At 64.2% G+C, this 12,600-nt stretch carries 12 protein-coding genes and 1 tRNA gene; 3 read left to right on the forward strand and 10 right to left on the reverse strand.

The features are described 5' to 3' along the window. Positions 1 to 6: 6 nt before the first annotated feature. The 5 genes from AC3ANW_RS11230 to AC3ANW_RS11250 all read right to left on the reverse strand — a co-directional run bounded on the left by AC3ANW_RS11230 (position 7) and on the right by AC3ANW_RS11250 (position 6,705). The gene (locus AC3ANW_RS11230) at positions 7 to 696 is read right to left on the reverse strand and encodes a Fe2+-dependent dioxygenase (RefSeq protein WP_488345253.1); all 690 of its coding nucleotides are present in this window, start codon (positions 694 to 696) and stop codon (positions 7 to 9) included. Between the two features lie 43 nt (positions 697 to 739). Further along, positions 740 to 2,986 (reverse strand): TonB-dependent receptor, encoded by a 2,247-nt coding sequence (locus AC3ANW_RS11235; protein ID WP_488345254.1) that lies wholly within the window; start codon positions 2,984 to 2,986, stop codon positions 740 to 742. A gap of 179 nt (positions 2,987 to 3,165) precedes the next feature. Next, positions 3,166 to 4,212: an acyltransferase family protein gene (locus AC3ANW_RS11240; protein ID WP_488345255.1), complete on the reverse strand. Its 1,047-nt coding sequence runs from the start codon at positions 4,210 to 4,212 to the stop codon at positions 3,166 to 3,168. Between the two features lie 26 nt (positions 4,213 to 4,238). Continuing rightward, a complete protein-coding gene (locus AC3ANW_RS11245; protein ID WP_488345256.1) occupies positions 4,239 to 5,675 on the reverse strand; it encodes an N-acyl-D-amino-acid deacylase family protein in 1,437 nt (478 codons plus the stop codon). A gap of 10 nt (positions 5,676 to 5,685) precedes the next feature. Beyond that, on the reverse strand, positions 5,686 to 6,705 hold the full coding sequence (locus tag AC3ANW_RS11250; protein WP_488345257.1) for a Bug family tripartite tricarboxylate transporter substrate binding protein: 1,020 nt from the start codon (positions 6,703 to 6,705) through the stop codon (positions 5,686 to 5,688). Positions 6,706 to 6,890: 185 nt separating this feature from the next. Between AC3ANW_RS11250 and AC3ANW_RS11255 the strand changes: the two genes are divergently transcribed. Then, positions 6,891 to 7,766: a LysR substrate-binding domain-containing protein gene (locus tag AC3ANW_RS11255; protein WP_488345258.1), complete on the forward strand. Its 876-nt coding sequence runs from the start codon at positions 6,891 to 6,893 to the stop codon at positions 7,764 to 7,766. Positions 7,767 to 7,888: 122 nt separating this feature from the next. On the opposite strand, the gene AC3ANW_RS11260 is transcribed toward AC3ANW_RS11255, so the two are convergent. After that, positions 7,889 to 8,749 carry a plasmid replication/partition related protein gene (locus AC3ANW_RS11260; RefSeq protein ID WP_488345259.1) on the reverse strand — a complete coding sequence of 287 codons (861 nt, stop codon included), beginning with the start codon at positions 8,747 to 8,749 and terminating at the stop codon, positions 7,889 to 7,891. An 81-nt stretch (positions 8,750 to 8,830) separates the two neighbouring features. Beyond that, a complete protein-coding gene (locus AC3ANW_RS11265; RefSeq protein WP_488345260.1) occupies positions 8,831 to 9,211 on the reverse strand; it encodes a hypothetical protein in 381 nt (126 codons plus the stop codon). Positions 9,212 to 9,359: 148 nt separating this feature from the next. Between AC3ANW_RS11265 and AC3ANW_RS11270 the strand changes: the two genes are divergently transcribed. Continuing rightward, positions 9,360 to 9,680, forward strand: a complete 321-nt coding sequence (locus tag AC3ANW_RS11270; RefSeq protein WP_488345261.1) for a hypothetical protein — start codon at positions 9,360 to 9,362, stop codon at positions 9,678 to 9,680. On the opposite strand, the gene AC3ANW_RS11275 is transcribed toward AC3ANW_RS11270, so the two are convergent. Further along, a complete protein-coding gene (locus AC3ANW_RS11275; protein ID WP_488345262.1) occupies positions 9,677 to 10,696 on the reverse strand; it encodes a Bug family tripartite tricarboxylate transporter substrate binding protein in 1,020 nt (339 codons plus the stop codon). The genes AC3ANW_RS11270 and AC3ANW_RS11275 overlap by 4 nt on opposite strands. 284 nt (positions 10,697 to 10,980) lie before the next feature. Here AC3ANW_RS11275 and AC3ANW_RS11280 point away from each other — a divergent pair, with 284 nt between their 5' ends. Continuing rightward, a complete protein-coding gene (locus AC3ANW_RS11280; RefSeq protein WP_488345263.1) occupies positions 10,981 to 11,409 on the forward strand; it encodes a superinfection immunity protein in 429 nt (142 codons plus the stop codon). 107 nt (positions 11,410 to 11,516) lie between these two features. Here AC3ANW_RS11280 and AC3ANW_RS11285 read toward each other — a convergent pair. Beyond that, positions 11,517 to 11,601 (reverse strand) — tRNA-Leu (locus AC3ANW_RS11285). 43 nt (positions 11,602 to 11,644) lie between these two features. Beyond that, positions 11,645 to 12,526 carry a LysR family transcriptional regulator gene (locus AC3ANW_RS11290; RefSeq protein WP_488345264.1) on the reverse strand — a complete coding sequence of 294 codons (882 nt, stop codon included), beginning with the start codon at positions 12,524 to 12,526 and terminating at the stop codon, positions 11,645 to 11,647. Positions 12,527 to 12,600 lie beyond the last annotated feature (74 nt).

Raw genomic sequence — 12,600 nt, forward strand, 5'->3', positions numbered from 1 at the left:
CGTCGGTCAGACGTCAAGCCACATTCTCAGGAGGTTGTGATAAGTCGAGGTGAGGCCGATCACCGAAGGATCGCCCTCCCCCAGGCTGGCGCCGCTGCGCAGGCGGCGCAGGTGGTTGTCCATATCGAACAGCAGGCGGCGTTGTTCGTCGCTGCGCACCATGCTCTGGATCCAGAAATAGCTGGCGATGCGATGGCCGCGGGTGACGGGTTCGACCCGATGCACGCTGGTGCCGGGGTACAGCACCAGGTCGCCAGCGGCCAGCTTGACGCGCTGTTCGCCATAGGTGTCCTCGATCATCAGTTCGCCGCCGTCGTATTCGTCGGGATCCGAGAGGAACAGCGTGCAGGAGATGTCGGTGCGCACCCGGCCGCCGTTGCGCATGTAGCGCACGGCGCTGTCGACATGGTTGCCGAACGCGTTCGAACTACCGCCGTAGCGGTTGAAAAGCGGGGGCGACACTTGCTTGGGAAGCGCCGCCGAAAAGAAGACCGAATGGCGTTCCAGCCCCTGCAGCAGCAGCTGCTGAACGGCCCGGGTGGCGTCGCAATCCTCGGGCAGCTGCTCGTTGTTCTTGGCCTGCGCCGACTGGCTGCCCGCGGTGATCCGGCCGTCGCCCCAGGGGGCGGTGGAGAGGATTTCACGGGCGCGGGCCACTTCGGCCGGCGTCAGGACATTTTGAACGTGGAGCAGCATGGTCCGAGGATAAGAGACGCCTTGCCGTCAGCCTTGCGCTGGGTCAGAAACGCATGCCGACGGTGGCGAGCACCTGGCGCTTGGGGCCCAGGATGGAGAAGCCGGGGTACAGCTGGTCGCCGTAGGCCTTGTTGCTCAGGTTGCTGACATTGAGCTGGGCATACAGGTCGGGCGTGAACTTGTACTCGGCCATGGCGTCGAAAACCATGTAGCCGGGTGCGCGTGCGGTGGCCTGTGCGGCACCGGTCGTGCCGGCAAGAGCGTTGTTGGTGCTGGCGCCATGGCCGCCGAGTGCAACTCGGAACTTGCCGTCGATCTGGTAGCTGAGCCACACCGCACCGGAACGCTTGGGCGTCAGGCCCACACGCTGGCCGACCGATGCCTGCGAACCGGCAGCCGAACCGGCCTTGTCGATGACGGCATCCGGGATCCAGGTGAGCGAGGTGTAGATCTCCAGCTTGGGCGTAATGCGGCCGACCACGTCGATTTCGACGCCGGTGGAATGGCGCTGGCCCGACAGGGTGTAGGCGATGTTGCCGAAGTCGGCATCGGTGGTGCGTTCGTTGTATTTCTCGCTGCGGAAGATCGCGCCACGGGTCGACAGCTTGCCGTCCAGCCAGTCCAGCTTGGCACCGATCTCGATGTTGCGGCTCTTCTCCGGCGGAGTGTTGGCGTTCTGCGCGTTGGTGAAGCGATAGGTATCGGCCGCCGTGGTGAACGACGTGCCGTACGAGATGTGATACGACTGGGTGCTGGTCGGCTGGAACAGCACGCCGCCACGGTAGGACCAGGGCGAGAAGTCGAAGCCGTTCGATGCGGTGGCGGTGCGCACGGTCGGTTGCGCAGCGTTGCCGTAGGTATAGGACTCGTAGTTGCCGTCGAACTTGTCGTAGCGCACGCCGCCCAGCAGTTTCCACATCGGCGCGATCTGGATCAGGTCTTGTGCGTAGAGGCCGAGCGCCTTGGCCTTGTAGCCTTCGCTCGGGCGGTAGCTCGGCAGCACGTTCAGGCGGGTGCCGTCGTCGTCGTTGCCGACGGTGGTGGAGCCCTTGGCATAGTTGGTGCCGACGGTGCCGAACCCGCCGAAACGGATGGCTTCTTCATGCGACGCATCGATGCCGGCCAGCACTTCGTGGCGCATGCCCCAGACGTCCAGGCTCTTGCTGTAATCGCTCTGCACGTAGGTGCTTTTGAAGCGGTCCTTGCGGGGGGCCAGGCCGACGCGCGTCAGGATGGTGTTGTCGCCGAAGTTGTTGATGGTGGTCGGCTGGCCGTTGGTGGTGCCGATGCGCAGCTGCGACAACCAGGTCTTGCGTTCGAAGACGCCGCTGCGGAACTGGGTGCGCAATTCGCTGCCGTCGTTGAACAGGTGTTTCCAGTTGCCGTGCACGTAGGTGGCGTTGCCGTCGGCGTAGTCCGACTGGGTGCCGTAGAAGGCGCCGGCCTTGACCGGTGGGACGCTGCCGCCCAGGTAGCCGATGCCCGACGGTGGCACGTTGTTGTTGTTCAGGTAGAAGGCGCCGAGGGTGAATTCGTCGGCGGTGCCCAGGCCCCAGCTGTAGGTGGGTGCGATGCCGTTCTTGTCGATGCCCGCGCCGGCGTTGTCGGCGGTGTTGTACATGGCGTTGATCCGAAGCGCGCTGGTTTCGGACAGGCGCTTGTTGAAATCGACGGTGGTGCGCAGGTAACCCAGGGTTCCGGCGCTCACGGTGACGTCGGACTGGTCGGCCAGCAGCGGCTTCTTGGCCACCTGGTTGACCACGCCGCCGGTGGAGCCGCGGCCGAACAGCATGGATGCCGAGCCGCGCATGACTTCGATGCGTTCCACGTTGAAGGTGTCGCGGTCGTATTGCGACGGGTCGCGCATTCCGTCGATCATCAGGTCGCCGGTAGTGGCGATGGGGAAACCGCGCAGGCGGATGTCGGCGTCGGTGCCGTTTTCGGTCGCGGCGAAGGTGATGCCGGCGGTGTAGTGCAGCGCGTCCTTCAGCGTGTCGAGCTTGATGTCGTCGATCAGCTTTTCGGTGATGACGGTGACCGACTGGGGAATGTCGCGCAGTTCCTGCGTGCCCTTGCCGATGCTGGTTTTCTTGGTCAGCAGCGAATCCTTGCCCTGCACGTCGGCCGTGTCGGTCACGGTGACGGGTGTCAGGGTTCCGGCGACCGGCGCGGTCTGCGCCCAGCCGCTGACAGACGCGGCCAGCATCATTGCGCCTAGCGGCAGCAGTGCGTGTTCCGATGCGGATTGGGTAGCCAGCTTGTCAACGGGCTGCGCGATGGTTTTCGCCATGAAAGAAATTCCCCTCGTGTTTTTGATGAACACGTCCCCCCGGGGAGTCCCTCCCCCTGCCTTGGACGCGGGGCGGATTCTAAAAGCGGATGAGAACTAGTCTCAATACTTTATTTGCGAAGGCGATATATTTGTAAGAAAAATGCAACACCACATGCATGCCTTGGCTTGCGAAGGGCTTAACGTCCGGACGCTGGTTGCAGCCGGGCGCCGGTGTATGCGTTGAAACGCCGTGTCAACGGCAGTTCGACCCATCGGTACACCAGCGCACCCACCAGCACACAGAACACCGTTGCCGCCAGACAGAAAATCGCATTCGACGCCGGCAGTCCATCCAGGCCGGCCCGCCGCCAGCCCTGTGCGAACGCCGACAGCGCGATGGGGTGCGAAAGGTAAAGGCTGAACGAAACATCGCCCAGCCGCCGCAGCGCCGGCCACTGTGGCAGACCGCCGGATCGCTCCAGCCACAAGGCGCCGCAGACGATGGCTGCGGCAGGCAGGCCGCCCGCGACGGCGGATGGCAACGGCGGCAACAGGAACTCCTGCAGCGCAAGAGCGGCAAAACCCAAGCCGATCAGCAGCCGGCCCGGGCCGGCCGAACGATTCGCCGCCGACGCCCGGCGCCACCATGCAGCGATCGCCATGCCGAAGACGAACTCCAGCATCAGCGACGCATCCCGCAGCGGCTGCACGTCGGTGCGGGCGAAGACCGGATAGTTCACCAGCACCAGCGCCACGATCGCCACCGTGGTCGCGCCGAAACGCCACCGCGACGGCAGCGCCAGCGCCGCGCCGTATACCAGGTAGAAAAGCATCTCGTAATTGAGGGTCCATCCGACCAGCAGGACCGGCTCCATCCGTCCGGCAGCACTGGGCGTGAAGACGAAGAAGTACGAGGCGACGACGTTCACCCAATCCAGCTGAACCGACTGCATGAGCCGGGGGGCCAGCACCAGCACGGCGACCACCACGCTGGTCAGCAACCAGTACAGCGGCACGATACGCACGATGCGGCGGCGGTAGAACTCCAGCGGTGCCTGCTGCCGGCCGGCCGTGGTGAACCACATCAGGAAACCGCTCAGCACGAAGAAGATGTCCACCCCGCTCGCCGCCCAGTCGGGCCAGTAACCGTGGTAATCCATGCGCTGCAACTGCACGGAAAGGTGGACGCACACCACCATGAGGGCGGCGATTCCACGCAGATACTGGAGGCTGATCAGGGGCATCGGCGGAGCTTAGCTCAGGCCTCCCGTCATTTGCCCTGCCGGCGCAACACGCTGCCGGCGTGCACGTCCCGCGTTTCACCGCGTCGGCAGGCGAGCCTGCCGTTGACATAGACCGATTCGATGCCGGCGCTGACCCGGGTCGGCCGGGCGAAGGTGGCGCGGTCGGCGACCGCGTGCTCGTCGAACACCACCAGGTCGGCGGCAAAGCCGACATCCGCCAGTCCTCGCCCGACCAGCCCGAAATGACGCGCGCTGAGCCCGGTCATCTTGTGCACCGCCGTCTCCAGCGAAAACAGCCGCAGGTCGCGCACGTAATGGCCCAGTACCCGCGGAAAACTGCCCCACAGGCGCGGATGCGGAACAGCATCGTGCGCCAGGCCGTCCGAGCCGACCATGGCCAGCGGATGCGAGAGGATGCGACTGACGTCGGTCTGGCTCATGGCGAAATACACCGCTCCCGCCGGAGCCAGTCTTTCCGCCAGTTCGACCGGGTCGCAGCCACGCTCCTTGGCCAGTTCGAAAAGCGAGCGGCCGGCCACCGACGGATCGCTGCGCGACCAGGTCACCAGCACGTCGTCCGACTGCCGCACACGCGAAGCCAGCAGCATGGTCGACGAAGCGTTGTAGGGATAGCAATCCAGGCACACGCCCTGCCCTTCGGCGGCCTTCTCGATCAGCGCCAGCGTCTCGGCGGACCGTCCGTGGTTCGCGCGGCCCACCAGTTTGTGGTGTGACAGCACGGTGTCGATCTTCAAGGCCCGGCCGATGGCCAGCGCCTCGCGCAGGGCGTCGTCTATGCCGTCGGCCTCGTCGCGGATGTGCATGCTGACGACGCCGCCGAAGTCGCTGAGCGGCGCACCGACGGCGATGACTTCGTCCGCTCCGGCAGCCCGGGCCGGCGGGTAATACAGGCCGGTGGACATACCGAAGGCGCCGGCCCGCAAGGCCTCGGCCAGGTCTGCCGCCATGCGGGCGCATTCTTCTGCAGTGGCGCTGCGGTCGAGCCGGTCCATGTGGCGCACCCGCAGCGTCGAATGGCCGACCAGGCAGGCGGCATTGGTCGCCGGCCCTGCCTGCTGCAGGGCATCGAGGTAGTCGCCGAAACGGTCGAAACGCCAACTGTCCTCGCCCAGCAGGTCGAGCGGTGCGGGCGGCGTGGTGGCGCTGACCAGCGGCGCCAGGCTGATGCCGCAGTTACCGGTCACCACCGTGGTGACACCTTGCGAAAGCTTGGGGTGCGCGCCTTGGGGGGCGTCGAGCAGCAGCCGGTCGTCGTGGGTGTGCACGTCGATGAAACCGGGTGCGACGATGAGGCCGCGGGCGTCTTCATGCTGGCGCGCCGGCTGGCCGGCAAGATCGCCGATCGCGGCGATGCGGCCGCCGGACACCGCCACATCGGCACGACGGCGGTGGCCGCCGCTACCGTCTATCAGCGTGCCGCCTCCGATGATCAGGTCGAACATGCGGCGTCCCTCAACCGACCTGGGCGCCGGAACGCTTGACGACCGCCGCCCAGACCGGGGTTTCCCGGGCGGCCCGCTCGAACAGCGCTTCCGGCGGGCCCTGCGTGGTTTCGAAACCGATCGCGGCATATTTGTCCCGGATGGCCGGCTGGGCCAGGGCAGCGTTGACGGCGGTATTGAGCTGCTGGACGACGGCCTTCGGCGTGGCGGCCGGCACCACCAGCCCGCCCCAGGCCACCACGTCGTAGCCGGCCACGCCGGACTCGGCGACGGTCGGGATGTCCGGGAACAGCGGGCTGCGCCTGGCGCCTGTGACCGCCAGCACCTTCAGCCGGCCCGCCTGGATGTGCGGCGCGATGGAACTCAGGTTGTCGAACATCAGGTCGACCTGGCCGCCCATCAGGTCCTGGATGGCCTGCGGGCTGCCCCGATACGGCACGTGGACCATGAAGGTGCCGGTCATGCTCTTGAACAGCTCGCCGCCCAGGTGGCCGGTGGTGCCGCTGCCGGCTGATCCCATGCTCAGCACGCCCGGCCTGGCCTTGGCCAGCGCGATCAGTTCCCGCACCGAGTTCACGCCCAGGTCCTTGCGAACCACCAGTGCGTTCTGCACGAACCCGAGCAGGCAGATCGGCGCCAGTTGTTTCTCGGGGTCGTACGGCAGCTTGCTGAAAAGCGCCTTGTTGATGGCTAGGGTGCCGACGTTGGCGTAAGCCATGGTGTAGCCGTCGGCAGGGGCATGGGCGATGTCGCTCATGCCGATATTGCCGCTGGCGCCCGGCTTGTTGTCGACGATGAAGGCCTGGCCCAGGCTGCGCGCCAGCTCGCCGGTGATGACACGGCAGATGGCGTCGGGCGACCCACCGGCGGCCGACGGTACGACCAGGCGTATCGCCCGTTCGGGATAGCCCGCCGCCCGCGAGAGCAGCGGCAGCGCGGCCATGGCGGTAGCCGGAACGGCGCGCAGCAGATGGCGGCGCGACAGCGGTGATGTGACGAACTGGCGGGTCATGGCGGAAGTCCTTTTCATCGGGCGGGAGTGGTTGGATGGCGGGATGATCTGGCGTCGGACAGCGCTTGGACAAACCACGATTTTTGGGATTACCATGTGGTTTCCTCATGCGCCATAACGGCCTTCCTGGATCGTTATAGAAGTCTTGATGCACCGAACGTGTGCTTTTCTCATGCACCAATATGTTTAGGGCGCCGTCCACCATGTCGTTGCTGTGCCTGGAGGCCAGCGCGCGGCTGCGATCGTTCACCGCTGCAGCGCAAGAGTTGCACCTGACGCAGGGCGCGGTCAGCCGACAGATACAGGCGCTCGAAGAACGGCTCGACGTGAAACTCTTCACCCGCCGTCGCGAGGCATTGGCACTGACCGATGCCGGGCGTTATTACCTGGGAGAAGTGGCCCCCCTGCTGCAGCGGCTCGAGCGAGCCACGGCCAACGTGATGGCGCTGAAGGGCCGCGGCGGATCGCTGTCGCTTTCGGTAGGTGCATCGCTGGGTGCGTATTGGCTGATCCCGCGACTGCCAGACTTCACCCGCGCCCATGCAGAAATAACGCTCAACCTCGGCACACGGGTCGGCCCGGTCGATTTCGGTGCCATGCCGGTCGATGCGTCGCTGGAGTTCGGCGACGGTCGGCGTCCGGGCCTGCATTCGGACTTCATCCTGCCGCTGGAGCTCTCGCCGTATGCATCCCCGCAATGGGTGGTGCAACACGGTGCACGGGTCGATGCCGCGACACCCAAGGCCGCACTCATCCAGCACAGCACCGTGCCCGACGTGTGGAACGAATGGTTCGAACAGAACGGCATCGCCGACGCTGCCGGCAGTGATGGACCGCGCTACGAAATCATGTCGATGGCACTGAATGCCGCCGTCGCCGGCATGGGTGTTGTGCTGCTGCCGCCTTACATGGGCGACGACATGGTGGCAGGCGGAAGGCTTCAGCGCCTTTCGGAGCAACTGTGGCGGTCGAGCAAGGGCTATTACCTCACCTATCCGGAAGAGTCGGCGCAGATGAAATCGCTGCAGACCTTTCGTACCTGGCTGCTGGCGCAGGGACGCCTGCCGACCGGCGCCTGACGGCCTTCAACAAACTGTATCAAGCAGGCCTAGCCTCGCGCGCGACCACACCCACAACAGAAAGCCCGCGATGACAACCCTTACGTTCCCGTTGCCTTGCCTTGAAGTTCATCACACCAGGGTCAGCCGATCATCGCCTTCAGCTCGGCCACTTCGGCGCGCAGTGCCTCGTTCTCGGCGGTGAGTTCTTCGACCCGGCGGCGCAGGCCGAGCACCATGCCCGCCGCCTGGTCTTCCGCGGCAGCGGTATCGCTGTGTGCCATGCCTTCTTCGGAACCGTCATCGCGCGGCTTGCGTTTGGCGTCACGCACCCTCTTGGCGGCCTGCTTGAGTTCGTCCTTGCCGCCGGTCGCCGCTGCCACCTGCTCTTCCGGGGGCAGGCTGCAAATGGCGGCGGCCGTGTTGATCGACACCGCGCCGGAACGAACGGCGGCGACAAGTTCCGGCGCGGCCTGTTTCTGGATCTTCTCGATGGCGGCGACCTGGGCGCTACTCAGGCGTGCGGCCTTGGCGACGGCCTGGCGGCTGTCGAGTGCGGGCGCCGCGGGAACCGGGACGACGACGGGGTTGATGACGGCTTCAGTGCCCCCACCGTCCCACGGGGCTTCGTTGCTGGCAGCCGAAGCCGGTGTATCGAGGACCGGCGCGGGCGCGGCCTTGCGGTCGGATTCGATCTGCTTGCGGCGCAAGGCGAGCACGCCACGCTGGAAGTCCGAGACACTGCGTCGTCCCAGGTGCTGGTCGATCATCCACAGGTGCACATCTTCGATGCTCTTGAACCGGGTGTTCTGCACCGTGTTGAACGGCAGGCCGTGTTTCACGCAGATGCCGTAACGGTTGTGGCCGTCGATCAGCAGATCGCCCCACAGCACCAGGGAGTCACGGCAACCTTCTGCCAGCAGGCTGCGTTCGAGGGCGGCGTGTTCGTCCTCGGTCAACGGGTCGATATAGGCTTTGAGTTCTTCGTTGACAACGATATTCATGGGAGCAGCAGGCAAATAGGCGCGAAAGGGGCGGCATTCTATCCACCCGCCGTATCCGCCAGGCGATGCATCGCCCGAATATCAAATCGGGTCGAGACCGAATTCCTCGCGGGTGACCGGCTCGCGGAAAAACACGCTCAATGTCATCGCGTCGAGGTTGCCGTAGTTCAGGCCTTCCTGCATTTCACCGTCCCGGAATTCGAAGCGCTTGTTATAGCTGGTGTATTGCTCTTCGAGGTTGAAGAACCACCGGTGGTCGTCATAGTCGGTGTCCTGGAACGGACCCATCTCGGTATACATGTGCCCCTGCGCCGGGGTACCGAAACGAATCGACAGCTCGGCGATGCGGCGTGCACATTCGGCCATCAGGTCGTCGTCTTCCCAGTCGAGATCACACTCGAAGGCCTTGCGTCCGCAGGTGCGGTCTTCCGGCACGAATTCCGTCCAGATCCAGTTGGTCATGTGACCTCCAAACGATGATGTTGCAAATTTTGACATACGTAAAATCTTCGTTTGTAGGGCGCAGCCGACTCCCATCGCGGGCGCAGTCCCTCGAAATGCAGCGCTGACGGCCGTGGAACGAAATGCGAAATGGCCCCACCATGAACCCATGAACCACGATGAAGCCCGTTCCCTGCCTTTCCGACTCGATGCCCTGGTGCTGGTGTGCAAGGCCTGCGGCAAACGCAGCAGCGGTCCGGCGAGGAGTGGAAAACCCAAGAAAGTCGCAGCGGCATTCAAGGATGCGGGCAAGGCCGCACGCCTGAAGACACGTGTGGTGATGACCAGTTGCATGGGCTTGTGCCCCAAGAACGCCACGGCGGTGGTGGTGACGGGAGACAAGCGAGGCACCGCACAATTCGCGGTGGAAGACCGGCAGCAGGTCGAAAACCTGCTGCCGAGGAAAGCAGGGGAACCGAACGGGGATTAATCGACGCTGGCGCCGGACTCTTTCACCACCTTGGCCCATTTGGTGGTTTCGGAGCGGATGTAGGCGGCGAACTTATCCGGGGTCTCGCCGACCGGCACTCCACCCTGGTCCATGATTTTCTTCTTGAGGTCGGTGGTTTCCATGGCCTTCAGCAAGGCATCGTCGATGCGCTTGATCACGGCCGGCGGGGTGTTGGCGGGTGCCAGCAAACCGAACCATGAACCTGCATCGAAGCCGGGCACTCCGCTTTCGGAAACCGTTGGCACGTCCGGCAGTTCAGGTGATCGGGCAAGTGTGGTGATGGCGATCGGCCGCAGCTTGCCGGCGCGGACGAAGGCGATCGACGACGGCAGGTTGTCGAACATGATGCTGGTCTGTCCGGCGATCAGGTCGGCGAGAGCGGGTGCGCTGCCCTTATAGGGAATGTGCTGCATCTTCACCCCCGTGAGCACCTTGAACAGTTCGCCGGCCAGGTGGATCGAAGTGCCGTTGCCGGACGACGCGAAGGTGAGTTTGTCCGGGTTGGCCTTGGCATAGGCAATCAGTTCGGGCACGGTCTTGAACGGCTGGGAAGTGTTGGCGACCAGCAGGTTCGGCACGTTGGCCACACGCGAGATCGGCGCGAAGTCCTTGATATGGTCATAGGGCATCTTCTTGTAGAGCGATGCATTGATGGCGTGGGTGCCGACCGTTCCCATCACCAGGGTGTAGCCGTCGGCCGGCGCCCGCGCCACCGCCTGCGAACCGATGTTTCCGCCAGCGCCCGGGCGGTTGTCGATGATCACCGGCTGACCCAGTTCCTTCGACAGTTCCAGGCCTGCGAGGCGGGCCACGATGTCGGTGGTGCCGCCAGCGGGGAACGGCACGATGATGGTGATCGGCCGGCTGGGCCAGGTTTCCTGGGCCGTTGCGGCACCGCCCGGAAACATGGAACCCAACATCACCAGCGTGGCAGCGGCGGTGAAGGAGATGGCTGAAAGCGCCTTGCGACGCGGCAGGCTTGAATGGAAAGGCATGGCTTGACTCCGTAGGTTTTATGCAGCGGACTTTTCGGCTCCGCACCCGTCGGATTATGGTGAGCCATGCCGCTTCGATAGGCCGGACTTCCCCCCGTATTTGCCCTGAGCACGCCATGCGTCGGTCGATCGATCCTCGGCAGGATCGGCCAAAACGTGTTTAATTGTTAACGCAAACCGACGAGAACCTGACTCCCGGCACCAATTTGGGATCATGTTCGAAGATACTTAGGTTTGTTTCTGTTTAAAACATCTGCGGGGGTTTGTGTATGGTTTTGCTTCGGTTGATCGCCCTTCTGATCCTGGTGGTCTACGGTTACGTTGCCGGTGTCGGTTCAACTACACCGGCCGGTACCGCCGAGACGATCATCTTCTATCTGGCACTGCTCGGCCTCTACCTGTTACCGGCCTATGAAGCCAACCGTCGCAAACATCCCAGTTTCCTACCCATCGCATTGATCGACGTCTTGCTGGGCTGGACGGTGATCGGATGGATCGGCGCCTATGTCTGGGCTCTGCGCATGCCCGACCCTGTGGTGGCCGAAGAAGAAAACGTGGACAGCCCCTACTCCGTGGTCGATGAACCTGCTTCGCGTTATCCGGCGAATTCGACGGCGGAAGCTCTGCGCGAACTGGCCCGCCTGCATGAAGAAGGCGCCATCAACGAAGAGGAATTCGCGGCTGCCAAGGCCCGTGTGGTCGCACCGCGCTGACGGTCAGGCCGGGCCGCAGGGCCCGGAACCTTGCCCGAACGCAGAAGAAGACGTTCCCGAACGGGCAATAAAAAAGCCGCTGAAGACTCAGCGGCTTTTTACTTGTTTGGTGCCCAGGAGAGGACTCGAACCTCCACGATGTTACTCGCTAGTACCTGAAACTAGTGCGTCTACCAATTCCGCCACCTGGGCATTTCAGGGAAGACACGATTCTATACCGAAAAAAACACCGCTTTCAAACCATGCCGATGTGATCCGCAAATTTCTTCAGCCGGGCCGAGAAGTGCTTTTGGCGATGGTGAACAACATAAAAACGCCGGCTGAGGCGGGGCAAGCTCGTCTGCAGCACCGCCAGCCGACCCAGTGTCACCAGGTCCTGCACCGCACAGGCCGACAGGCAGGCCAGGCCCATGCCTTCGGCGGCTGCCTGCTTGATGGCCTCGGTACTTCCGAACTGCAATGAGCTTTCCAGGTGATGCAGGTGCGGCAGCAACGCGTGCTCGACCGCCTCGCGCGTGCCGGAGCCGGGTTCGCGCTGCAACCACCTGGCAGCATGCAAGGCCGCAAGCGGCACACGTCCTTGCGTGCGGATCGGATGCGACGCAGCGCACACGATGACCAGGTCGTCGTCGCGCCACGGCACCACACGCAGCTCCGGCTCGTGACACGGGCCTTCGATCAGGCCGAGGTCCACCTCCAGCCGCGCCACGGATGCGGCGACCTCGCGTGTGTTGCCGATATCGACCTCGATGGCGGTAGCCGGCGAGTCGCGCTGGTAACTGGCCACCAGCGACGGCAGAAGGTAATTGCCGATGGTCGTGCTGGCGGCCACACGCAGGCGCGTGCTGGCCAAGTCCGCACCACCGAACAGGTTTTCCAGCTCTTGCGCCGCGCCCAGCAAGCCGCGCGCCTGGGACAGCACGGCCCTTCCGCTGTCGTTCAGCAGCAGCCGTTTTCCGATGCGGTCGAACAGTTGCGCACCAAGCAGTGTCTCGAGTTCTTTCAGCGCGCCGCTGGTCGCCGATTGCGACAGGGCGATCTGCTCACCCGCCGCACTGGTGCTGCCGGTGTCGGCGACGGCAACGAAGATGGTCAGTTGTCTGAGAGTCAGGCGCATGGACCTGATTATCGGTTTCTCAGGTCGATTTGATCCAGACAATCTGTTTGTCGGATATAGCCGTCTGGCTCACA

Source organism: Xylophilus sp. PBN-3R (genome assembly GCF_057747805.1).

Excerpts from the sequence above, each read along its gene's own strand:
- AC3ANW_RS11230 (WP_488345253.1), bottom strand. The coding sequence starts at position 696 with ATGCTGCTCCACGTTCAAAATGTCCTGACGCCGGCCGAAGTGGCCCGC.
- AC3ANW_RS11235 (WP_488345254.1), bottom strand. The coding sequence starts at position 2,986 with ATGGCGAAAACCATCGCGCAGCCCGTTGACAAGCTGGCTACCCAATCC.
- AC3ANW_RS11240 (WP_488345255.1), bottom strand. The coding sequence starts at position 4,212 with ATGCCCCTGATCAGCCTCCAGTATCTGCGTGGAATCGCCGCCCTCATG.
- AC3ANW_RS11245 (WP_488345256.1), bottom strand. The coding sequence starts at position 5,675 with ATGTTCGACCTGATCATCGGAGGCGGCACGCTGATAGACGGTAGCGGC.
- AC3ANW_RS11250 (WP_488345257.1), bottom strand. The coding sequence starts at position 6,705 with ATGAAAAGGACTTCCGCCATGACCCGCCAGTTCGTCACATCACCGCTG.
- AC3ANW_RS11255 (WP_488345258.1), top strand. The coding sequence starts at position 6,891 with ATGTCGTTGCTGTGCCTGGAGGCCAGCGCGCGGCTGCGATCGTTCACC.
- AC3ANW_RS11260 (WP_488345259.1), bottom strand. The coding sequence starts at position 8,749 with ATGAATATCGTTGTCAACGAAGAACTCAAAGCCTATATCGACCCGTTG.
- AC3ANW_RS11265 (WP_488345260.1), bottom strand. The coding sequence starts at position 9,211 with ATGACCAACTGGATCTGGACGGAATTCGTGCCGGAAGACCGCACCTGC.
- AC3ANW_RS11270 (WP_488345261.1), top strand. The coding sequence starts at position 9,360 with ATGAACCACGATGAAGCCCGTTCCCTGCCTTTCCGACTCGATGCCCTG.
- AC3ANW_RS11275 (WP_488345262.1), bottom strand. The coding sequence starts at position 10,696 with ATGCCTTTCCATTCAAGCCTGCCGCGTCGCAAGGCGCTTTCAGCCATC.
- AC3ANW_RS11290 (WP_488345264.1), bottom strand. The coding sequence starts at position 12,526 with ATGCGCCTGACTCTCAGACAACTGACCATCTTCGTTGCCGTCGCCGAC.